The sequence below is a fragment of the Streptococcaceae bacterium ESL0687 genome, from assembly GCA_029392475.1.
In the GTDB taxonomy this organism is placed as follows: Bacteria; Bacillota; Bacilli; order Lactobacillales; family Streptococcaceae; genus Floricoccus.
The window spans coordinates 707,577-728,592 of the sequence record CP113940.1 but is presented as its reverse complement, the minus strand read 5'-3'; the positions used below and the strand labels follow the sequence as shown (position 1 = coordinate 728,592).

Sequence of the window (21,016 nt, the reverse complement as noted above, 5' to 3'; positions counted from 1 at the left end):
CTAAGGTCTACTTGCTGTAAATGGCCATGACCTGTCCTTCTATTAGTCTGACAAGTCCCTTTTCTCCTTGGATAAACTCGTTACTAATAGCATTTGCTGAAATAGTGTCTAGACTGATTTCCCGAGCTTCATAGGCTAGGTTTTCAATGTCTAAGACACTTTTTTTAAGGCCAATAAATGATAGGTACTTAAATTCATCCATGGCTTCCAAGGTATTTAATCCCTCCCTAAGCATAAAGCAGTAGTTATGACTATTTCTTAGGATAAGACCATAGTCTCTTACAAATCCGAGGCTAGCAAGGGTCATGTCAAGTCTAGGTCCGTCACTTATAAAGACTAGTTCCTCTGGATTAAGAGACTGGGCATAGATAATGGCCTCCTCACCGTCAAGGAGGTCTTTTTCGGCAGGAAGTTTGACAAGGTCTTTAGCATAAGACTTAATCAGAGTAAATTCCTCCTGATTTACTGAATCAAAATCACCCAAGGCGTGGTCAATAGGAAGATTTGCTCCAATTAAATCTAGACAGCCTCTTTCAACACCGATTGTATAATAGCCCTTATAATCACGCGCTAAATCAATGTCCGTATGACTACAGACAATCAATACTTTTTCTTTTTTCATAAACCAATAAAACTCCCCATTTTCTATAATCTAGATTTATTATAGCAGAAATAAATTTATCATTTTAGTGTCACAAATTTATAATATTCTTTTAAAAAATCTTCATTTCAAGCTATATATTTTGCCAAAAAAGTGTGATATAATACCATCTTGGCCCCATGAAAACCTTACCAAGGGCCATTTAACCATTTTAAACATCAAAAAATTTAATAAAACACATACATAAACGATTCCTATTGTTAATTTATTAACGATGGGGGTTGTTTTTATGGTGAAATAAATAATTTATAAGGAGAAAAGATGCAAAAAAGGAAAACAAATGTCCTAATGGTCACCATAGCAGTTTTTGTGGCGACCTTTATGACAGCAATTGAAGGAACAATTGTTACTACAGCCATGCCAACAATCGTTGGTAGCCTGCAGGGTATTGAGATTATGAACTGGGTATTTTCAATATATCTTCTAACAAGTGCCATGCTTACACCAATATATGGTAAATTAGCTGATAAAATTGGAAGAAAACCTGTCTTTATTTTTGGAATTATCCTCTTTGTTATAGGGTCAGCCCTTTGTGGTCTATCAAACTCTATGATGACCCTAATTGTGGCGCGTGCCATTCAGGGGCTTGGGGCTGCTTCCATGACACCAGTATCTTTAACCATCATCGCAGACCTGTATTCTCCGGAAAAAAGGGCCAGGGTAATTGGTCTGACAAGTACAGCCTGGGGGATTGCAAGTGTCGCAGGACCACTGGCTGGTGGGATTATTGTTGATACCATCGGTTGGCACTGGGTTTTCTTTGTTAATGTTCCAATCGGTATCTTGCTGATTGCCATGATTTGTTACTTCTTCAATGAGGAAAAACCTGAAGTTGAAGCTAAAAAAATGGATATTGGCGGAAGTTTAAATCTTATGCTTGTCCTTATGTCCCTTCTAGCAGCCTTTCAAATTTTAGGGGATGAGGGTCTAAATCCCCTTGTTATTATCCTCTTTCTGGCTAGTATCCTCTTTTTATTCTTCTTTATCAGGGTGGAGAAGAAGGCAGAAGACCCAGTTATCTCCCTTGATCTTTTTGCAAGTAGAATCTTTGTAGCTGTAAACTTAATTGCAGCCCTTGTTAGCGGATTTCTTATGTGCTTTGATGTCTACATTCCCATGTGGATGCAGGGAGTTCTAGGCTACAAGGCAGGAATCGGGGGGCTTGTTCTTGCACCCATGTCTATTCTTTGGATCTTTGGGTCAAACCTTGCAGGTAAATGGCTTGATAAACATTCTGTAAAATGGGTTATGCTTATGAGCCTTGGAATTACTTTAATTGGTTCTCTCCCACTTGTTATTATGCCAGCAGACAGCCCTTATTTAGTCTTTGTTATTATATCTGCTATTTTAGGGGTTAGTCTTGGAGTTACTATCGTTGCAACAACAATTGTGGCCCAAAATACAGTCCCACAAGATCAACTAGGAGTAGCTACCTCATTTAATACCCTATCAAGGGTAATCGGTCAGACCATTATGATTTCTGTTTACGGGATTATAAGCAACTCAAGAATGAATAGTGCCCTTGCTAGTGAAAAATTAGATGTTGACCGTAGTGTATTAAACCAATTGGTAAATCCCCATACAGCACAAAACATTCCAGCTGATTTACTTAAACCTCTTAAGGGCATTCTCTTCCAAGGAATCCACGGGGTATTTACAACAGGAATCATCCTTGTTGTCCTATCTTTAGTAATTGCCCAAACCATTAAAAAAGATGACAAATAGCTTATAGGAAAAATAAAAGGAAGCCCTCCGGCTTCTTTTTTTGACAAAATTTAATTTAAATCCCACATTGGCTTGATTTGGTGTATAATAACTAATAAAGTTCAGGAAGTATTAAGAGTGGTGATTATATGTCAGATATAAAACTAATTAATCAAAAATCCCTTGAAGAGGCTAATAAGATTTTTAAACTTATGGGAAATCCCATCCGTTTGCAGATTCTTCACCTTTTGTCCCAAGGGGAATTAAATGTTGGTAAAATTGCAAGCCTACTAGACTTGGAACAATCGGCGGTATCCCATCAATTGTCCCTTCTCAAGGAAGAAAGACTGGTTAGTGCTAAAAGAGAGGGCAAGTCCATGTACTATCAACTAGATGATAAACATGTGGCCCATGTGATTAATGATACCATTGAACACGTAGAGCATATGTTCAAATAAAAAGCCTTACCTTGATAGTAGGGCTTTTTTATTAGTATTTTTTAAGGTAGATGGTATCGATAAAATGGTCAGATGACTTGTGTAAGATAACATCAGCCCTATTTCTTGTAGGCTTAATGTAGTCTTTAAGATTGACCAGATTGACATCCTTCCAGGTCCTTTCAGCAAGTTCCAAGGCCTGTTTACGGGGCCACTTGCTAAACTGGTAGTAGTAATTATTGGGATTATTTTTCGAAAGCTCTAATAAGCTGTTAAAGCGTTCCATGTACCAGCGTTCTATATCAGCCTCACAGGCGTCAACATAGATGGAAAAATCAAAGAAGTCAGCCATATAAAGCAAATCATTTTGCTGGTTCTGAAAGACATTTATTCCTTCGACGATTAAAATATCAGGACTTTCAATCGTCAGTTTTTCATGGGGGATAACATCGTAAATTTCATGAGAATAAAGGGGAACATCAACTGATTTTTTACCACTTTTTACAGCATATAAAAAATTAATAATGGCTTCCATATCATAAGACTCAGGAAATCCCTTGCGGTGCATTAAATTATTTTCTCGCAGATAGTCATTTGGATAGAGGAAACCATCAGTTGTAACCAGATCAACCTTTGTATGCTTAAAAACCCTACTTAAAAGAGTTTGCATGAGTCTTGCTGTTGTACTTTTACCAACAGCAACGCTACCTGATATCCCAATTATAAGAGGTGGAGTTTTATTTATTTTTTGAAGGAAGAGCCCCTTGGAGAAGGTCATGTCCTCAAGATTTTTCCTATAGATACGTATCAGATGAACCAGGGGATGGTAAACATCGACAACATCTTGCATGTTAATGCGGTCGTTAAGGGATCGGATATTTTCAAGCTCCCCTTCGGTAAGTTGAGGCAGACTTTTTTTATATAAGTCCTGCCAGTCCTTACGGCTAATCCGGTCAAAATTAATAAATTCTCTCATAGCCCCCTAATAATACCATAAAAACCCTTTCTTGTGTCAGCTATATAATAAGATTGAATGACCATCACTTACTAGGGATTTTCCTTTTATAGGCTTTTGATATTAGGCTTGTCAATATGTTTGAAGCTATTATAAAATCTAGCATTAAAGCACTTAAAGATTTAACCTTTACTAAAAGTCATAAAGGTATTATAGTAGGGGGAAGGTTTAATTACTAATTATTAATTGTAAAGGAGAAATCAGTAATGAAGATTGGATTTATTGGAATGGGAGTTATGGGCCATGCCATTGTAAGACATTTTATGGCAGCAGGTCATGAGGTCACTATCTATACTAGAACAAAAGCTAAGGCCCTTGACCTATTTGAAGAAGGAGCTAAGTGGGCGACTAACCCGTGCCAATTAACAAATGAATCAGATGTTATTTTTACCATGGTGGGCTATCCTCAAGATGTAGAAGAAATTTACTACGGAGCAGAGGGAATCTTTAAAGGAGAAGTTAAGGGAAAACTTTTAATTGACCTTACAACAAGCACTCCAAGTCTTGCTGAAAGAATTTATCAAACTGCAAAAGATAGGGGAGCAGAAGCACTGGATGCTCCAGTTTCTGGAGGAGACTTGGGAGCAAGAAATGCCAGTCTTTCAATTATGGTAGGAGGAGACGAAAAAGCCTTCCAAAGGGCCTTACCCTTATTTGAACTAATTGGTAAAACATTTAGCTATCAAGGAGCTGCTGGTAAGGGGCAACATACCAAGATGGCCAATCAAATTATGATTGCAGGGACAATGACTGGTATGACTGAACTTCTTGTTTATGCACAAAGAGCAGGACTTGATCTTGAAAAAGTTATTGAAACAGTAGGTGGCGGTGCCGCTGGTAACTGGTCTTTAACTAATTATTCTCCAAGAATCCTTAAAGAAGATTTTAGTCCAGGCTTTTTTGTAAAGCACTTTATTAAAGATCTGGGAATTGCCCTAGATGAGGCGGATAAAATGGATATTGAATTACCAGCTACAAGCCTTGCTAAAAAGCTATATGATAATCTTGCTGATAAGGGGTTTGAAGATGACGGAACCCAAGCTTTAATCAAGCTGTGGTGGAATAAGTAGAAGTAGTAAGTAGAACCAGTAAAAAGAAAAAGAGATATTAATCAATATCTCTTTTTATGTAATTTGTTATTTCCTTTTGATAGGAATTATTTGTCTCATCCCACTGACCACTATTACAATAACAAGCTATCTTATAGCCCATGAATGGACCGGTTGTTAGGCCAGACGACCCAAGGCCACTTGCTGCAATAATTTTAGGGTTGTCGGATAATGGAGAGAAGAAGGGAGCGAAATCACTGGTATAGGCGCGTGTTCCCACCCTCGATTTATGAGGAGAGTCCAATAATTGGGGGGCTAGTTTTTGATCAAGAAATTGCTTGGCATAGCTTGTTAGCTGGAGATAAGCTTCCTCTGTTGCTTGTAGGTCCCAGCCACCGTCATTTTCATGAGTAGCCCCTAGGATTATTTTCCCTTGGGGAAAGGGAATTAAATCTGCTTCTCCGTCAAGAACTACCACGGGCCATTTGTCGCTATCTCCAAGAGCCGTTTGATAGACCAGAAGTTGCCCCTTTTGCGGCCTGATATCCACCTGATAGTTTAAAGGAGCCAGTAAATCCTTCAGATGAGGTCCTGGGGTTAGGATAAGATAGTCAAAGACTTCCCTTTTAGTCTCACTTGTGACCACAAGTTTCCCGTCATCTTCTGCAAGATTTGCCCTTTCTTTAATTATCTGGCTTCCTTTTTCCTTGGCTACCTCTTCCATTTTCTTTAGGTAATTAAGACCGTCTAAGCGGCCACCGCCAGATATCTTAAGGGAGGCCTGCTCCCTTAAAAGAGGAACCTCTCTTTTAGTTTCCTCAGGACTGAGAAGACTGATTTCTCCAATCTCATTTGCCTCAAGTTTCTTTTCTTGGGCAAATTCTTCAAGCTTTTTAAGGCTATCCTCTGGACGGATAATTAAAGTTCCTGATTGCTGGTAGATGGACTGGTCCAAATCAAAATCAGCCACTAATTTTTCATAAAAACGAGCCCCGTCCTTGGCCAGTTGATACCACTTTTTGTTACGTCTTTTGGACAACCAGGGCGAAATAATTCCAGCACTTGCACCGGTTGCTTGTCCCACGCCCTCATCAAAAATGGTTACCTGAAATTTTTCAGGATCCAGATAGGCAGCAGCTGTCATACCAATAATTCCACCACCAATTATAGCTATTTTTTTCATAGATCTCCTTTCAAGTTTAACATAGCTTATTTTCTCATAAAGAGGAGGCAAATACCAGAAGCCCTTACTGATCACCTAATTTTTGAGGGAAGCTTTTATATGTTATAATTTAATTAGGATTTTGTTAGACTAATGGATAGATAGAGGATTATCAATGAATGAAGTAGAATTTAGCCTGATTGGCATAATTATTTTCCTGTTAATAATGGCTACAACCATGTTTACTCTCAATAAATTTAAGAATATCGAGTCCCTTGGGCGGGCCAAAAAGGAAGAAGAAGCAAAACTTGCAGAAATTCCTGATTTAGAAGAATTTCAGCCTAATTTACTGGTTGAAGAACTTAGAAAAGATGACTTTGATGGACTAGAGCTGACAGAAATTAAAGACCAGAATGTAGTCATGACCATCACGGATTTAATGACAAGTTTTTTTGGGGATGCATTAATTAATGGAAAAATCCAGGGAGGGACGGACTTTTATAAGCTAACTCTTCCTAGTAATTTGAACCAGGTTGGAAAGACCGCAAATGGTCAATATGTCAAAGGTGTTTATAAGGGACTTGATGGAAGTGACAGCCAGGCCCTCTTTCAAAAGGTTGATGCCAAGGATCTTAAGCCGTCTCTTATTAGCCTGGGTTCCCTTATGTCCCTGTCATCTCTTCTAGTTGGTCAATACTACATGGATGAGATAAATAAGAAATTAACCTCTATAAATGCGGCAGTTTCAAGGATTAATGACTTCCAGGAAAGGGAGTTTAAAAGTCGCATAATGACCCTGCTTTTACGGATTGGGAAGATAAATCATTTTAGCTCTGAAATCATCAGTAATGAAAGTCTAAGGCAAAATAAGATTTTAAATTTAGAGGCCTTGGAGGGTGAGGCAGCTCAGCTCCTTCAGCAGGTAAATTTAACTATCTCTGATTTAACAAGTAAGGAAGAAGCTGAAAGCTTTAAGACTTATGAAAAGAAAACGCAAGAACTTTCTCTCATGCTGGACTACCAGGAAGTGCTACTAGCAATCCTTGGAGAAATTAGTAAATTAACTCACCTTTTGGGAGGCGGACAAATATCTGATAAGATAAGTTTTGACCTTTATGAAAAGTATAAGGATCAGTCTACTAATCTTTTAGAGGTTTTGACAGCTTGGCAGGAAGCAAGACTAGAATACTTTGAACTTGATTTGAACCAAGCTAGGAGGAAAAAGCAAGACCTTATAGGCATGACCCAGGGAGCAATCAAGGATAAATGGAAGTATAAGGAAGTTAAGGATCAGACTATTGATCAGATAAGAAGGCAACTTAACTATCAGATTTTAAGTTTGGATCAACCAAAGGATCTTCAGGACCAGGACCTGGAAATCATCGTTGATGAGGGTAGGTACTATTATTTAAATGATTAAGGGAATTTGAAAAATAAGAGGGCTAGTTTACTAACTAGCTCTTTTATTTACGAACGTTATATGTATAATGTTATATATGATTCGTAAATCCTTTTGACATTGATTTTTTTCCTTGTTAAAATAAGGGAAAATATTAGGAGGTTTGATTTTGACTAAGAATCCACTTGTTGCTGTAATTATGGGAAGTACATCAGATTGGGAGACCATGAAGCTTGCTTGTAATATTCTTGATGAGCTAGAAATACCTTATGAGAAGAAGGTTGTTTCAGCCCATAGGACACCAGATTACATGTTTGAATTTGCTGAAGAAGCTCGCGGGCGTGGTCTTAAGGTAATTATTGCTGGTGCTGGAGGAGCTGCCCACTTACCAGGAATGGTTGCTGCCAAGACAACCCTACCAGTAATTGGAGTTCCTGTTAAAAGCCGAACATTAAACGGATTGGACTCTCTCTTATCAATCGTACAAATGCCTGGAGGAGTTCCGGTAGCAACAACAGCCATTGGTCAGGCAGGAGCGACCAATGCAGGACTTCTTGCCGCTCAAATTCTTTCAATAGGTGACCTTGACCTAGCTCAAAAGCTTGACCAAAGACGTGACGGTTTAAGAGAACTTGTTTTAGAAAGTAGTGACCAACTTGACTAAGATGATACTGCCAGGAGCAAAAATTGGGATTGTAGGCGGTGGCCAATTAGGTCAAATGATGATTTTTTCAGCCAAGGAAATGGGCTATAAAACAATCGTCTTGGATCCGGATAGAACTTGTCCGGCTGGTCAAGTTGCAGATGAACAGATTGTTGCTGCCTATGATGACTTTGCAGCCCTTGAGGATCTAGCCCAAAAATCAGATGTTTTAACCTATGAATTTGAAAATGTTTCCGTTGAAGCCTTGGAAAATTTAGGCCAAGCCATTAATTTACCTCAGGGAACAGATCTTCTAGCCAAGACACAGGATAGACTGGCTGAAAAGAACTTTTTAGAAAGCTGCCAGATTAAAATTGCCCCTTATAGAAAGATTGAAAAAGAAGCTGATTTAAAAGAAGCTTTAAATGATTTGGGTTATCCCTCTGTTCTAAAGACCAGTCGTGGCGGTTATGACGGGAAAGGACAGGTTGTTTTAAGGGAGGAAGAAGACTTTGAAGCTGCCAAGAGCCTACTTAAGCTTGGAACTTGTGTCCTTGAGGCTTGGATTCCCTTTGAAAGAGAAATTTCAGTCATCGTCGCAGGAAATGGCTATGATTATAAAACTTTTCCTGTCGCTGAAAACATCCATGTTAACAACATCCTTCATGAAAGCCTAGTTCCTGCAAGAATAAGTAGTCATCTAGAAGAAGAAGCTAAAAGAATGGCCCTAATTATTGCAGACAAGCTTAAATTAAGGGGAGTTCTAGCAATTGAGATGTTTGTTGGCCATGAGGGAGAGCTCTATGTTAACGAACTTGCCCCAAGACCGCATAATTCAGGTCATTATACAATTGAGGCCTGCGATTTTAGTCAGTTTGATGCCCACCTAAAGGGTGTTTTAGGGCTACCTCTTTCAGACATTAAGCTTTTATCTAAGGCAATCATGATTAATGTTTTAGGTGAGAAGCTAGCAGCCTCTTATGAGCTTATGAAGGAAAAAGCTGATTGGCACTTCCACTATTATGGTAAGGAAGAAGCTAAAATCGGCAGAAAAATGGGGCATATTACTCTATTAACTGATAATCTTGAAACTTCCATGAAAGAAATAGACAAGACCAACGTTTGGTAATAAAACTAGTATAAAAAATAAGTATAAAAGGACGATTTTGTTAATAAATTGTCCTTTTATTTTTTTAGCCAGATAATTACGAACGTTAAGATAAAAAAGTTAGACAATATTCAATATTTTATTGACGGAAATATTTTTCTGGTGTTATACTTTACCCATAGAAAACGAATGTTATCTGCAATACTTTATTTAAAATTAAGATTATGGAGAAAAAATGGAAAAAGGTAAATTACTCTATCAAGGAAAAGCTAAAGAACTTTATTCTACAGACCAAGAGAACACTTTGTGGGTAGAGTATCTAGACCAAGCAACTGCCCTTAATGGTGTGAAAAAAGACCAAATTATTGGTAAGGGACAGATGAACAATCAAATAACAAGTCTAATATTTGATGTTCTTGCTGATAGAGGTATCGAAAGTCATTTTATTGAAAAAATTTCAAAAACCGAACAATTAATTAAAGAAGTTCAAATAATTCCTTTAGAAGTTGTTGTTAGAAACTTTGCTGCTGGAAGTTTTTCACGAAGATTAAATGTTGAAGAAGGTACTGAATTAGCCTTTCCAATTGTTGAATTTTACTATAAGGATGATGCCCTTGATGATCCTTTCATCAATGATGAGCACGTTAAAATCTTAGATATCGCAAATGCTGGCGAGATTGCTGAGATTAAGGAACTTGCCTTAAAAGTTAATGAAGAACTTAAAAAACTTTTTGCAGGCATCAATATTAAATTAATTGATTTTAAAATTGAAGTAGGACGTGATGTAAACGGAGAAATCCTTCTAGCTGATGAAATTTCACCTGACACTTGTCGCCTGTGGGACATGGATACAAATGACCACCTAGATAAGGATATCTACCGCCGTGATTTAGGGGATTTAATTCCAGTTTACCAAGAAGTACTAGATCGTTTAGAGCAGTTAAACTAAAAGTTTATTAATAAAAGGAGAAAAAAGAAATGTATTTTGTAAAAGTTTATGTAACCTATAAGGAATCAGTTTTAGACCCTCAAGGAGAGGCTGTTAAAGGAGCCATCCACCGTTTAGGTTATGACGAAATTGAAGAAGTTAGGATTGGTAAATATTTCGAACTTAAGGTCGCTAAATCAGACCGCGAAATCGAGCCTGTAATTGAAGAAATCTGTGACAAGCTTCTTGCCAATGTCAACATGGAAACTTACCGTTATGAAGTTGAACTAGTGGAGGAAGCCTAGGAATGAAATTCGCTGTTATTGTTTTTCCAGGTTCAAACTGTGATATGGATCTTTTATGGGCTGTAAAAGACATCATGGGAGCTGAAGCTGAGTATGTTCGTCATGATGCAACAAGTCTTGAAGGTTTTGACGGTGTCTTACTGCCAGGTGGTTTCTCTTATGGTGACTACCTTCGTTGCGGGGCCATTGCTCGCTTTTCATCAATCATGGATGAGGTTATCCGCTTTGCTGAAGAAGGAAAACCTGTCTTTGGTACTTGTAATGGTTTCCAAGTTCTTACAGAAGCAGGACTTCTACCGGGAGTACTTTTAAGAAACGAATCCCTTCACTTCATTTGTAAGTCAGTTCCTCTAAGAGTTGAGAACAACAAAAGCAAATTTACAAGTGAATATGAGGAAAATGAGATTATCAACATCCCAGTTGCCCACGGTGAAGGAAACTACTACTGTGATGATGAAACACTTGAAGAACTCAAGCAAAATAATCAAATCATTTTTACCTACGAAGGAGAAAATGTTAACGGAAGCCGTGAAAATATTGCGGGAATTACAAATAAGGCCGGAAATGTCCTAGGGATGATGCCTCACCCAGAACGCGCAATGGAAGAATTACTTGGATCAGAAGATGGTAAGAATTTTTTCAAATCAATTTTGAAGAACTTTGGAAAGGTGCAATAAACTAATGGTAAAAATGATCGAACCAACAGCAGAAGAAATTAGAGACAAGAAAATTTATGCTGAATGGGGTCTGACTGATGAAGAATATCGAATGATTTCTGAGGATATCCTAAAACGTCTGCCAAATTACACAGAAACAGGTCTATTCTCTGTTATGTGGAGTGAGCACTGCTCTTATAAAAATTCTAAGCCAGTCCTAAGAAAATTCCCAACCTCAGGCCCTCAAGTACTTCAAGGTCCTGGTGAGGGAGCTGGGATTGTTGATATTGGTGATGGACAAGCTGTCGTTTTCAAGGCTGAAAGCCACAACCACCCATCAGCTGTTGAACCTTATGAGGGAGCAGCAACAGGTGTTGGTGGAATTATCCGTGACATCTTCTCAATGGGTGCTCGTCCTTTAGCCATCCTTGATTCCCTAAGATTTGGCGAACTTAACAACCCTCGTACCAAGTATCTACTTGAAGAAGTAGTTGCAGGGATTTCAGGATACGGAAACTGTATCGGAATTCCAACAGTTGGTGGAGAAGTAGCCTTTGATGAATGTTATGAAGGCAATCCTCTAGTTAATGCTATGTGTGTGGGATTAATCGACCACAAGGACATCCAAAAAGGTCAAGCCAAGGGTGTTGGAAATTCAATCATGTACGTTGGAGCAAAAACTGGACGTGATGGAATCCACGGGGCAACATTTGCCTCTGAAGAATTTGTAGAAGGCGAAGAGCAACAAAGATCTGCTGTTCAGGTTGGAGATCCATTTATGGAAAAACTTCTTCTTGAAGCCTGTCTTGAACTTATTTTAAACCATTCAGATATCCTAGTTGGTATTCAGGATATGGGGGCAGCTGGTCTTGTATCATCAAGTTCTGAGATGGCCTCAAAAGCTGGAAGCGGTCTTGAACTCTACCTGGATGATGTTCCCCAACGTGAAACAAACATGACTCCTTACGAGATGATGCTTTCAGAATCACAAGAAAGAATGCTTATCTGTGTTAAAAAAGGACATGAAGCAGAAGTCGTTGACTTGTTCAAATTATATGATTTAGATGCTGTAACCATTGGTCATGTAACAGATGACGGTCAATACCGCCTCTTCCACCAAGGAGTTGAAGTTGCAAACCTTCCGGTTGATGCTCTGGCAGAAGATGCACCAGAATACATGAAAGACAAGGTTGAGCCAGCCCGTATTAAGGAATTTGCTGAACTTGAAAACTTTGTTCCTAAAGTTGAGGATGCTACAGCAACTCTAATCGAACTCCTTCAACAACCAACCATTGCCTCTAAAAAATCAATTTATGAGACATATGACTCACAAGTTTTAACCAACACAGTTGTTAGACCTGGAAGTGATGCTGCAGTTATTCGTGTTCGTGGTACCCGCAAGGCCCTTGCCGTGACAACTGACTGTAACGCTCGCTACCTTTACCTAAATCCAGAAGTTGGTGGACAAATGGCAGTAGCTGAAGCAGCTAGAAATATCGTAGCCTCAGGTGGACAACCACTTGCCATTACGGACTGCTTGAACTATGGTTCTCCTGACAAACCAGAAGGGTTCTGGGAACTTTGGACATCTGCAGATGGAATCTCTGAAGCATGTAAGGTTCTTAACACACCAGTAATTTCAGGAAATGTTTCTATGTATAACGAAACAAATGGTCGTGCCATTTACCCAACTCCTGTAATTGGAATGGTTGGACTAATCGAAGATGTAGAACACATCACAACTCAGGACTTTAAAGAATCAGGTGACTTAATCTACCTACTTGGTCAAACAAAAGCTGACTTCAATGGATCTGAAATCCAAAAAATGCAGTTAGGCCGCATTGAAGGTAAATTAATGGACTTTGACCTGGCTCATGAAAAAGAAATTCAAGATTTAGTTCTTGCTGCAATCAAAGAAGGTCTTGTTGCAAGTGCTCACGACCTATCAGAAGGTGGACTTGCTGTTGGTCTTGTTGAATCAGCCTTTAAAAATGGTCTTGGTTTAGATGTTGAAGTTAACATGCCAGCAAGTGATCTCTTCTCTGAAAGCCAATCTCGCTTTGTTCTTTCAATTAAAGAAGAAAACAAGGCTAAGTTTGAAGCTTTAGCAGGAGATGCTGCTAGCTACCTTGGTCGCGTATCAGATAGCGGACAAATTAACATCAAAGCTTGTGACGATACAATAACACTTGCAAGTAAGACTGCTAAAAACCTATGGGAGGAAGCAATTCCATGTCTTATGAAGTAAAAAGTTTAAATGAAGAATGTGGAGTCTTCGGAGTATGGGGGCATGATGACGCAAGTCGCATCACCTACTTCGGGCTTCATAGCCTTCAACATAGGGGACAAGAAGGGGCAGGAATTGTCTCAAATGACCAAGGGAAATTACTTGGTTATAGAAATCTTGGCCTACTGTCAGAAGTTTTTTCTGATGACAGTACAATCGACCAACTAAGTGGTAAAAGCGCTATTGGTCATGTTCGCTATGCGACAGCTGGTAACGGAAGTGTCGATAACATTCAACCCTTCCTCTTCAATTTCTATGATGGACAAGTAGCCCTTGCCCACAACGGAAACCTAACGAATGCTAAAAGTCTTCGCCGTAAACTTGAAGAAGTAGGAGCAATCTTTCACTCAAACTCTGATACAGAGATTTTGATGCATTTAATCAGATTGTCTCAAGCAGAAAGCTTCCTAGATAAGCTTAAGGAATCATTAAATACAGTTAAGGGAGGGTTTGCCTATGTCCTTCTTACAGATGATGCCCTTTATGCAGCCCTAGATCCAAATGGTTTCAGACCCCTATCAATTGGTCAAATGAAGAGTGGTGCCTATGTAGTGGCCTCTGAAACTTGCGCCCTTGATTCAGTTGGTGCTGATTTTGTAAGGCACGTTAATCCAGGTGAGGTTATTATCATTAATGACCAAGGAATTACCATTGATACTTACACAGATGAGGTAACACCATCAATTTGTTCAATGGAATACATTTACTTTGCAAGACCTGATTCAAATATCGCAGGGGTCAATGTCCACACTGCCCGTAAAAATATGGGACGTGCCTTGGCTCGTGAGGCTTATGTTGATGCAGACATGGTTATTGGTGTTCCAAACTCTTCTCTTTCTGCTGCTAGTGGATATGCCGAGGAATCTGGAATTTCTTACGAGCTTGGTCTTGTTAAGAATCAATATGTAGCCAGAACCTTTATTCAACCGACTCAGGAGTTACGTGAGCAGGGTGTTCGTATGAAACTTTCTGCAGTTCGTGGAGTCGTTGAAGGTAAGAGGGTCATTATGGTTGATGACTCAATTGTCCGTGGAACTACATCAGGTAGGATTGTAAAACTTCTGAAGGAAGCTGGAGCCAAAGAGGTTCACGTGAGAATTGCTTCTCCCCCTCTTAAATACCCATGTTTCTACGGAATCGATATCCAGTCTCGTCATGAATTAATTGCAGCCAATCATACGATTGAAGAAATTCGTGAGTATATTGGGGCAGATTCACTTAGCTTTTTAAGTGTTGACGGTGTAGTCGAATCAGTAGGACTTGATTATGATGCTCCTTACGGAGGATTATGTATGGCTTACTTCAATGGTGATTTCCCAACTCCTTTGTATGATTACGAAGAAGAATATGAAAAGTCACTTGAAGAAACAACGAAATTTTTCTAGGAGGAAATCATGGCAAATGAATATGCAAAAGCTGGCGTCGATGTAGAAGCTGGTTATGAGGTAGTTGAACGTATTAAAAAACACGCAAAACGTACAGAACGTAAGGGTGTTATGGGTGCTCTAGGTGGTTTTGGTGGCTGCTTTGACCTAAGTCAATACGACTTGAAGGAACCTGTTCTTGTTTCAGGTACAGACGGAGTTGGTACCAAATTAATGCTTGCCATTAAAGAAGATAGACATGACACAATTGGGATTGACTGTGTTGCCATGTGTGTTAATGACATTGTAGCCCAAGGGGCAGAACCACTTTACTTCCTCGACTATATTGCTACTGGAAAAAATGTTCCAGAACGCCTTGAACAGGTTGTTGCCGGAGTAAGTCAAGGTTGTCTTCAAGCTGGTGCTGCCTTAATCGGCGGGGAAACAGCTGAAATGCCTGGCATGTATGATGCAGACGATTATGATTTAGCAGGTTTTGCTGTTGGGATTGCTGAAAAAAGTCAACTAGTAACTGGTGAAAAAATCAAGGAGGGGCATGTCCTTCTTGGTCTTCCTTCAAGCGGAATCCATTCAAATGGTTATTCCCTAGTTCGTAAGGTTTTCTTCCAGTCTAACGATTTTTCAGGCGACAGCCTTCTGCCTGAACTTGATGGTCAAAAGCTGGCTGATGCCCTACTTGAACCAACAAAAATCTACGTTGAAGAGCTACTACCTCTTGTAAAAAATAATCTGGTTGATGGAATCTCTCACATCACAGGTGGTGGTTTCGTTGAAAACATTCCGCGTATGCTACCTGACAACCTGGCTGCTCAAATTGAACTTGGTTCATGGCCAGTCCTTAATATTTTCAAAGCTCTTGAAAAATATGGTCAAATTCCATCAATGGAAATGTATGAAATCTTTAATATGGGACTTGGAATGGTTCTTGCAGTTGATCCGTCAAAACTTGAAGCAGTTAAGGAACAACTAACTATGATTAATGCACCTTTCTATCAAATTGGATCAGTTACTGAAAAAGTTGACCAAGCAGTTGTTTTCCTAGGGGAACAAGCATGAGAGTGGCCGTATTAGCTTCTGGAAGTGGAAGTAATTTTGAAGCTATTGCCCAGGCTGTAGAGGCAGGAAAACTTGACTGTAATCTTGCCCTTGTCTTCTCAGATAAAAAAGATGCCTATGTCCATGAAAGAGCCAAAAAGTTTGGGATTGAATCCCTTAGCTTCTCGCCTAAGGACTTTGCCTCAAAAGCCGATTACGAAGCAGAACTTTTAGCCCTTTTAAAAAACAAGGAAATCGATTTATTAATTTTAGCAGGTTACATGCGTCTAATTGGAAAGGATATTTTAGAGGCCTTCCCTAATAAAATAATCAACATCCATCCCTCTCTTCTACCAGCCTTTCCTGGCCTTCATGGCATCCGTGATGCCTATGACTACGGGGTTAAATATACTGGTGTCACAGTTCATTACATTGATGCTGGAATTGACACAGGATCAATTATTAACCAGGCTGTTGTAGAAATTAAAGAAGATGATAGTCTAGAAAGTTTGGAAGAACGCATTCATAAGACCGAACATATTTTATATCCCCAAACTCTAGAAAAATTAATCAATAACAATAAATAAGGAGAATATTTTGTCTAAAAGAGCACTAATTAGCGTATCTGATAAAGCTGGTATTGTAGAATTTGCCCAAAAACTTTCAAATCTTAATTTTGAAATTATCTCAACCGGTGGAACAAAAAAAGCACTCGATGAGGCTGGTATAGCAACAATTGCAATCGATACGGTGACAGAATTTCCAGAGATGATGGATGGTCGCGTAAAAACCCTTCATCCTAAAATCCACGGGGGTCTTCTTGCAAGAAGAGATGATGAAAACCACCTTAAAGCCATGGAAGAAAATGACATCCATGCCATCGACTTGGTTGTAGTTAATCTTTATCCTTTCAAGGAAACCATTCTTAAAGAGGGAGTTACAGAAGCAGAAGCCATTGAAAATATTGACATTGGTGGACCAAGCATGATTCGCTCAGCTGCTAAAAACAGCCAAGACGTGACTGTTTTAGTTGATCCTGTTGATTATGAAAAAGTTTTAGAAGAACTTACAGAAGAAGGTGTAACAAGCCCTTCAACTAGGAAAAAGCTAGCTGCTAAAGCATTTAGACATACTGCAGCTTATGACGCCTTGATTGCTGGCTACTTAACCAAAGAAGTTGGTCTTGAAACGCCTGAAAAATTAACCCTAACTTATGACTTAAAAGAATCATTAAGATACGGGGAAAACAACCACCAGAAGGCTGCTTTCTATGAAAATCCTCTTCCTGTAGCCTACTCAATTGCCCAAGCTAAACAGCTTCACGGGAAAAAACTTTCATATAATAATATTAAGGATGCAGATGCTGCCATCAAGATTTCTCGTGAATATACAAAACCTACTGTTGTAGCCTTAAAACACATGAACCCTTGTGGAATTGGTACAGCTTCTGATATTGACACTGCCTTTGATCTTGCCTATGATGCAGACCCAGTTTCAATCTTCGGAGGAATCATTGTTTTAAACCGTGAGGTTGACAGTGAAACAGCTGAAAAAATGAGCAAAATCTTCCTTGAGATTATCATTGCTCCAAGCTTTACTGAAGCAGCCCTTGAAATTTTAACCCGTAAGAAAAACATTCGCCTATTAACCCTTGATTTTTCAAGCACTGAGGCATGCGATAGGGAAACTGTTTCTGTCTTAGGTGGTCTTTTAATTCAAGATCAAGATCTACCAGAAAATGACCTTATTGAAGACTGGCATGTAGTTACTGACCGCAAACCAACCAATGAAGAGCTTGAAGCCCTTGAGTTTGCTTGGAATGCTGTTAAGCATGTTAAATCAAATGCCATCCTTCTTGCTAATAAGGAGCAAACTGTTGGTATTGGTGCAGGTCAAATGAACCGTGTTGGTTCAGTTAAAATCGCTGTTGAACAAGCCCAAGAAAGCGGTAAACTTGAAGGAGCAGTTCTTGCAAGTGACGCCTTCTTCCCAATGGATGACTCAGTTGAATTTGCCGGTGAAAATGGAATTAAAGCTATTATTCAACCTGGAGGATCAATTAAGGACCAAGATTCAATTGATATGGCCAATAAATACGGCATTGCCATGATCTTTACTGACGTTCGTCATTTCAGACATTAAGAAGGAGTTAGGTTTGAAGTTACTAGTAATTGGAAGCGGTGGTCGTGAACATGCCATTGCTAAAAAATTTTTAGAAGATGAAAAGGTCAATCAGGTTTTTTGTGCCAAGGGTAACCCTGGTATGAAAAAAGACGGAATTACTCTTGTTGATATTCCAGAAGATGACCACTCAAGCTTAATAGCCTTTGCCAAGGAAAATGATATAGCATGGACCTTTGTAGGGCCAGAACTTCCGCTTGAAAATGGAATTGTTGATGACTTTCAGCAGGCGGGACTTAAAATTTTTGGACCAGATAAGGCGGCAGCTCAGATTGAAGGGTCTAAGGACTTTGCTAAAAAGTTAATGGACAACTACAGTATTCCAACGGCAGCCTATGCGACCTTTACAGACCTTGATCAGGCTAAGAAATATGTTCAAGAAAAGGGTGCTCCAATTGTAATTAAGGCAGATGGGCTTGCAGCTGGTAAGGGTGTTGTTGTTGCTGAAGATATGGATATGGCCCTGTCAGCTCTTGAGGACATGCTTGAAGGTAATAAATTTGGGCAATCAGGATCTAAGGTTGTCGTTGAGGACTTCCTTGAAGGAGAAGAATTCTCCCTTCTAGCCTTTGTCAGAAATGAGAAGGTTTACCCAATGGTTATCTCTCAGGATCATAAAAGAGCCTATGATGGTGACCTAGGACCTAATACTGGTGGTATGGGTGCATACTCACCGGTGCCACAAATTTCCCAGGAAATGGTTGATCTTGCCATTAAAGAAGTCCTTCTTCCTGCTGCCTCTGGTATGGTAGCTGACGGTACTCCTTTTACTGGTATTTTGTATGCAGGTCTTATTGCAACCCAGGATGGGCCTAAGGTTATTGAATTTAATGCCCGCTTTGGTGACCCTGAGACTCAAGTAGTCCTTCCAAGACTTGAAAGTAGCCTGGTTGATATTATTACTAATCTTTTGGCCGACGAGGAACCTCTTTTAAGCTGGAATGATCAAGTAACCCTTGGTGTAGTAGTTGCTGCAGAGGGATATCCTGGAACTTATAAAAAAGGAATGATTCTTCCTGACTTTAAGTCTGATTTGGTTAATGTTTATTACGCAGGTGTTGATGAACAGGAGGGAAAACTTACTGCAAATGGTGGACGAATCCTTCTTGTCCAAGCTTCAGGAACAAGTCTTGAAGAAGCTCAGACAAAAATTTATGACCTTTTAGAAGAAACTCCAATGGACCACATGTTCTACCGTAAAGATATCGGTAACAAGGCCCTAAATCGTTAAACAAAAATATCCATAGGACCTTAAGTCCTTATGGATATTTTTTTGATTAAAGCTTTAATTTTAAATTTCCATGTTCCTTGCCCACTCATAGTGTTATAATATTAGCAGATGGAATTATTTATAAGGAGAGAAAAATGCGTTTAACGATTTTAGAAACTAGTGACATGCACGGCTACATTATGCCAACAAATTTTACCGAAAAGGATATGAATGTACCTTTCGGAACAGCTAAGGTTGCACAAAAAATGAAGGAGCTCAAGGAGCAGGCAGGAGGTCCTGTCCTTCAAGTTGAAAATGGTGACTACATCCAAGGTTCACCCCTTAGCTACTATATTTCTAAACAACCTGAAGGAGTAGCCCGCCTGGCTGAGATTACAAATGCCATGGGTTATGACTACGGAATTTTAGGAAATCATGAATTTAACTACGGTCCTGACTATCTAAAGGCTGCCATTGAATCTTATAATTATCCAATTCTTGCAGCAAACATCCTAGACGACGAGGGCAACCTTTACTACGGTAAGGCCTATGATATCATTGAAAAAGACGGCCTTAAAATTGGAGTACTTGGTCTTACTACCCAGTATATTCCTCATTGGGAACGTCCTTCTCATATTACAGGTATGCACTTTGCCTCATGTCTTGAAACAGCCAAAAAATATGTACCAATCATTCGTGAGGAAGCTGATATTGTTGTTGTTTCCTACCACGGAGGTTTTGAACGTGACCTTGTGACAGGAGAGCCGACTGAGAACCTAACTGGAGAAAATGAAGGTTACCAAATCCTTCAAGAGGTTGCAGGAATCGACGCTTTCTTATCAGGACACCAGCACCGTGAGATTGCAGCTGAAATCAACGGAGTTCCAGTGGTCCAACCAGGTTACCGCGGCGCAAATATCGGACGCATTGTCCTTGATATCGAACTTGGGGAAAATGGCTATGAGGTTATAGCTTCAGAAGCAACCCTTGAATCAGTAGCAGATGCCCTGCCAGATGCTGAAATCGTGGCCCTAATTGATGACCTTAATATCAAGGTTGAAGAATGGCTTGATCAGCCCATGGGTGAGGTCAAAGGTGATATGACAATCATAAATCCAATGGCAGCCCGCCTTAAGGAACATCCATATATTGAATTTATCAATAGGGTTCAGATGGATGCAACTGGAGCTAAAATCTCTGGAACTTCCCTTTTCAACAATGATGGTAAGGGATTTGAGCCAGTTATCACCATGCGTGACATTATTACCAACTACATTTACCCAAATACCCTGGCTGTGTTAGGAGTGACAGGACGTGACCTTCGCTTGGCCCTTGAGCGTACAGCTAACTTCCTAGTTTTAGATGAAGACGGCCAGATTGTCTTTAATCCTCGCTATATCAATCCAAAACCTCAATACTACAACTATGATATGTATGAGGGAGTGGACTACACAATTGATATGACAAAAGCTGAAGGTGAGAAGATTGTAAGTCTTAGCCTAGACGGCCGTGATATTCAAGATGATGATGAGTTACGGGTCGCAGTCAACCAATATAGGGCTGTTGGTGGAGGAGATTATAGTATGTTCTCAGCCGATAAAATCATTAAAGAAGTTCAAATTGATATGATGGAACTTATCGCTGACTACCTAAGAGCAAACCCTGTAATTGAGGCTACAGTCAACGATAACTTTAAAATTATCAAATAAAAAAAGATGAAAAAGAGGATTTTCCTCTTTTTTTTTAATTTTCTATAAATTTTGAATAATATAATTCTTTGCAAAAATTACATTCCGTGATATTATACTTCTAATGAATATTAAGTTCATTAATAAACAAGAAGAGGAAATT

Annotated in this window: 19 protein-coding genes; 16 read left to right on the top strand and 3 right to left on the bottom strand. The window is 39.3% G+C overall.

Annotated elements, in window-relative coordinates:
• Positions 1-7 precede the first annotated feature (7 nt).
• A complete protein-coding gene (locus tag OZX60_03670) occupies positions 8-622 on the bottom strand; it encodes a thiamine diphosphokinase (protein ID WEV45841.1) in 615 nt (204 codons plus the stop codon).
• 300 nt (positions 623-922) lie between these two features.
• On the opposite strand from OZX60_03670, the gene OZX60_03665 reads away from it, so the two are divergent.
• Together OZX60_03665 and OZX60_03660 are read left to right on the top strand one after the other, a co-directional pair.
• The gene (locus tag OZX60_03665) at positions 923-2,386 is read left to right on the top strand and encodes an MDR family MFS transporter (GenBank protein WEV45840.1); all 1,464 of its coding nucleotides are present in this window, start codon (positions 923-925) and stop codon (positions 2,384-2,386) included.
• 128 nt (positions 2,387-2,514) lie between these two features.
• Positions 2,515-2,823: a metalloregulator ArsR/SmtB family transcription factor gene (locus OZX60_03660; protein WEV45839.1), complete on the top strand. Its 309-nt coding sequence runs from the start codon at positions 2,515-2,517 to the stop codon at positions 2,821-2,823.
• A gap of 31 nt (positions 2,824-2,854) precedes the next feature.
• On the opposite strand, the gene coaA is transcribed toward OZX60_03660, so the two are convergent.
• Entirely contained in the window at positions 2,855-3,778 is a 924-nt protein-coding gene (gene coaA / locus OZX60_03655) for a type I pantothenate kinase (GenBank protein ID WEV45838.1), read from the bottom strand.
• A gap of 245 nt (positions 3,779-4,023) precedes the next feature.
• On the opposite strand from coaA, the gene OZX60_03650 reads away from it, so the two are divergent.
• Complete coding sequence (locus tag OZX60_03650) at positions 4,024-4,887, top strand: NAD(P)-dependent oxidoreductase (GenBank protein WEV45837.1); 864 nt, start codon at positions 4,024-4,026, stop codon at positions 4,885-4,887.
• A gap of 37 nt (positions 4,888-4,924) precedes the next feature.
• Here OZX60_03650 and OZX60_03645 read toward each other — a convergent pair whose 3' ends face one another.
• Positions 4,925-6,049: an FAD-dependent oxidoreductase gene (locus OZX60_03645; protein ID WEV45836.1), complete on the bottom strand. Its 1,125-nt coding sequence runs from the start codon at positions 6,047-6,049 to the stop codon at positions 4,925-4,927.
• 154 nt (positions 6,050-6,203) lie between these two features.
• On the opposite strand from OZX60_03645, the gene OZX60_03640 reads away from it, so the two are divergent.
• From OZX60_03640 to OZX60_03580, 13 genes are all read left to right on the top strand, one after another.
• Complete coding sequence (locus OZX60_03640; protein ID WEV45835.1) at positions 6,204-7,448, top strand: hypothetical protein; 1,245 nt, start codon at positions 6,204-6,206, stop codon at positions 7,446-7,448.
• 178 nt (positions 7,449-7,626) lie between these two features.
• Positions 7,627-8,091, top strand: coding sequence for a 5-(carboxyamino)imidazole ribonucleotide mutase (gene purE, locus OZX60_03635; protein WEV45874.1), 465 nt, complete (start codon positions 7,627-7,629; stop codon positions 8,089-8,091).
• Positions 8,084-9,199 (top strand): 5-(carboxyamino)imidazole ribonucleotide synthase, encoded by a 1,116-nt coding sequence (gene purK, locus OZX60_03630; protein WEV45834.1) that lies wholly within the window; start codon positions 8,084-8,086, stop codon positions 9,197-9,199. Before purE ends, purK begins: the two co-directional genes overlap by 8 nt.
• Positions 9,200-9,413: 214 nt before the next feature.
• The gene (locus OZX60_03625; protein WEV45833.1) at positions 9,414-10,127 is read left to right on the top strand and encodes a phosphoribosylaminoimidazolesuccinocarboxamide synthase; all 714 of its coding nucleotides are present in this window, start codon (positions 9,414-9,416) and stop codon (positions 10,125-10,127) included.
• A gap of 29 nt (positions 10,128-10,156) precedes the next feature.
• Positions 10,157-10,411, top strand: coding sequence for a phosphoribosylformylglycinamidine synthase subunit PurS (gene purS / locus OZX60_03620; protein WEV45832.1), 255 nt, complete (start codon positions 10,157-10,159; stop codon positions 10,409-10,411).
• Positions 10,412-10,413: 2 nt separating this feature from the next.
• Positions 10,414-11,088 carry a phosphoribosylformylglycinamidine synthase subunit PurQ gene (gene purQ, locus OZX60_03615; GenBank protein WEV45831.1) on the top strand — a complete coding sequence of 225 codons (675 nt, stop codon included), beginning with the start codon at positions 10,414-10,416 and terminating at the stop codon, positions 11,086-11,088.
• A 4-nt stretch (positions 11,089-11,092) separates the two neighbouring features.
• A complete protein-coding gene (purL, locus tag OZX60_03610; GenBank protein WEV45830.1) occupies positions 11,093-13,315 on the top strand; it encodes a phosphoribosylformylglycinamidine synthase subunit PurL in 2,223 nt (740 codons plus the stop codon).
• Positions 13,300-14,739 carry an amidophosphoribosyltransferase gene (purF, locus tag OZX60_03605; GenBank protein WEV45829.1) on the top strand — a complete coding sequence of 480 codons (1,440 nt, stop codon included), beginning with the start codon at positions 13,300-13,302 and terminating at the stop codon, positions 14,737-14,739. Before purL ends, purF begins: the two co-directional genes overlap by 16 nt.
• Positions 14,740-14,748: 9 nt before the next feature.
• Positions 14,749-15,795 (top strand): phosphoribosylformylglycinamidine cyclo-ligase, encoded by a 1,047-nt coding sequence (purM, locus tag OZX60_03600; GenBank protein ID WEV45828.1) that lies wholly within the window; start codon positions 14,749-14,751, stop codon positions 15,793-15,795.
• Positions 15,792-16,361: a phosphoribosylglycinamide formyltransferase gene (gene purN, locus OZX60_03595; GenBank protein WEV45827.1), complete on the top strand. Its 570-nt coding sequence runs from the start codon at positions 15,792-15,794 to the stop codon at positions 16,359-16,361. Before purM ends, purN begins: the two co-directional genes overlap by 4 nt.
• Positions 16,362-16,371: 10 nt before the next feature.
• Positions 16,372-17,916 (top strand): bifunctional phosphoribosylaminoimidazolecarboxamide formyltransferase/IMP cyclohydrolase, encoded by a 1,545-nt coding sequence (gene purH, locus OZX60_03590; protein WEV45826.1) that lies wholly within the window; start codon positions 16,372-16,374, stop codon positions 17,914-17,916.
• 13 nt (positions 17,917-17,929) lie between these two features.
• Entirely contained in the window at positions 17,930-19,186 is a 1,257-nt protein-coding gene (purD, locus tag OZX60_03585; protein WEV45825.1) for a phosphoribosylamine--glycine ligase, read from the top strand.
• Positions 19,187-19,320: 134 nt separating this feature from the next.
• Positions 19,321-20,874, top strand: a complete 1,554-nt coding sequence (locus OZX60_03580) for a bifunctional metallophosphatase/5'-nucleotidase (protein WEV45824.1) — start codon at positions 19,321-19,323, stop codon at positions 20,872-20,874.
• Positions 20,875-21,016 lie beyond the last annotated feature (142 nt).

What these genes read in the sequence shown, in the direction of transcription:
- OZX60_03670 (WEV45841.1), bottom strand. Translation starts at nt 622, where the DNA reads ATGAAAAAAGAAAAAGTATTGATTGTCTGTAGTCATACGGACATTGAT.
- OZX60_03665 (WEV45840.1), top strand. Translation starts at nt 923, where the DNA reads ATGCAAAAAAGGAAAACAAATGTCCTAATGGTCACCATAGCAGTTTTT.
- OZX60_03660 (WEV45839.1), top strand. Translation starts at nt 2,515, where the DNA reads ATGTCAGATATAAAACTAATTAATCAAAAATCCCTTGAAGAGGCTAAT.
- coaA (WEV45838.1), bottom strand. Translation starts at nt 3,778, where the DNA reads ATGAGAGAATTTATTAATTTTGACCGGATTAGCCGTAAGGACTGGCAG.
- OZX60_03650 (WEV45837.1), top strand. Translation starts at nt 4,024, where the DNA reads ATGAAGATTGGATTTATTGGAATGGGAGTTATGGGCCATGCCATTGTA.
- OZX60_03645 (WEV45836.1), bottom strand. Translation starts at nt 6,049, where the DNA reads ATGAAAAAAATAGCTATAATTGGTGGTGGAATTATTGGTATGACAGCT.
- OZX60_03640 (WEV45835.1), top strand. Translation starts at nt 6,204, where the DNA reads ATGAATGAAGTAGAATTTAGCCTGATTGGCATAATTATTTTCCTGTTA.
- purE (WEV45874.1), top strand. Translation starts at nt 7,627, where the DNA reads ATGGGAAGTACATCAGATTGGGAGACCATGAAGCTTGCTTGTAATATT.
- OZX60_03625 (WEV45833.1), top strand. Translation starts at nt 9,414, where the DNA reads ATGGAAAAAGGTAAATTACTCTATCAAGGAAAAGCTAAAGAACTTTAT.
- purS (WEV45832.1), top strand. Translation starts at nt 10,157, where the DNA reads ATGTATTTTGTAAAAGTTTATGTAACCTATAAGGAATCAGTTTTAGAC.
- purQ (WEV45831.1), top strand. Translation starts at nt 10,414, where the DNA reads ATGAAATTCGCTGTTATTGTTTTTCCAGGTTCAAACTGTGATATGGAT.
- purL (WEV45830.1), top strand. Translation starts at nt 11,093, where the DNA reads ATGGTAAAAATGATCGAACCAACAGCAGAAGAAATTAGAGACAAGAAA.
- purF (WEV45829.1), top strand. Translation starts at nt 13,300, where the DNA reads ATGTCTTATGAAGTAAAAAGTTTAAATGAAGAATGTGGAGTCTTCGGA.
- purM (WEV45828.1), top strand. Translation starts at nt 14,749, where the DNA reads ATGGCAAATGAATATGCAAAAGCTGGCGTCGATGTAGAAGCTGGTTAT.
- purN (WEV45827.1), top strand. Translation starts at nt 15,792, where the DNA reads ATGAGAGTGGCCGTATTAGCTTCTGGAAGTGGAAGTAATTTTGAAGCT.
- OZX60_03580 (WEV45824.1), top strand. Translation starts at nt 19,321, where the DNA reads ATGCGTTTAACGATTTTAGAAACTAGTGACATGCACGGCTACATTATG.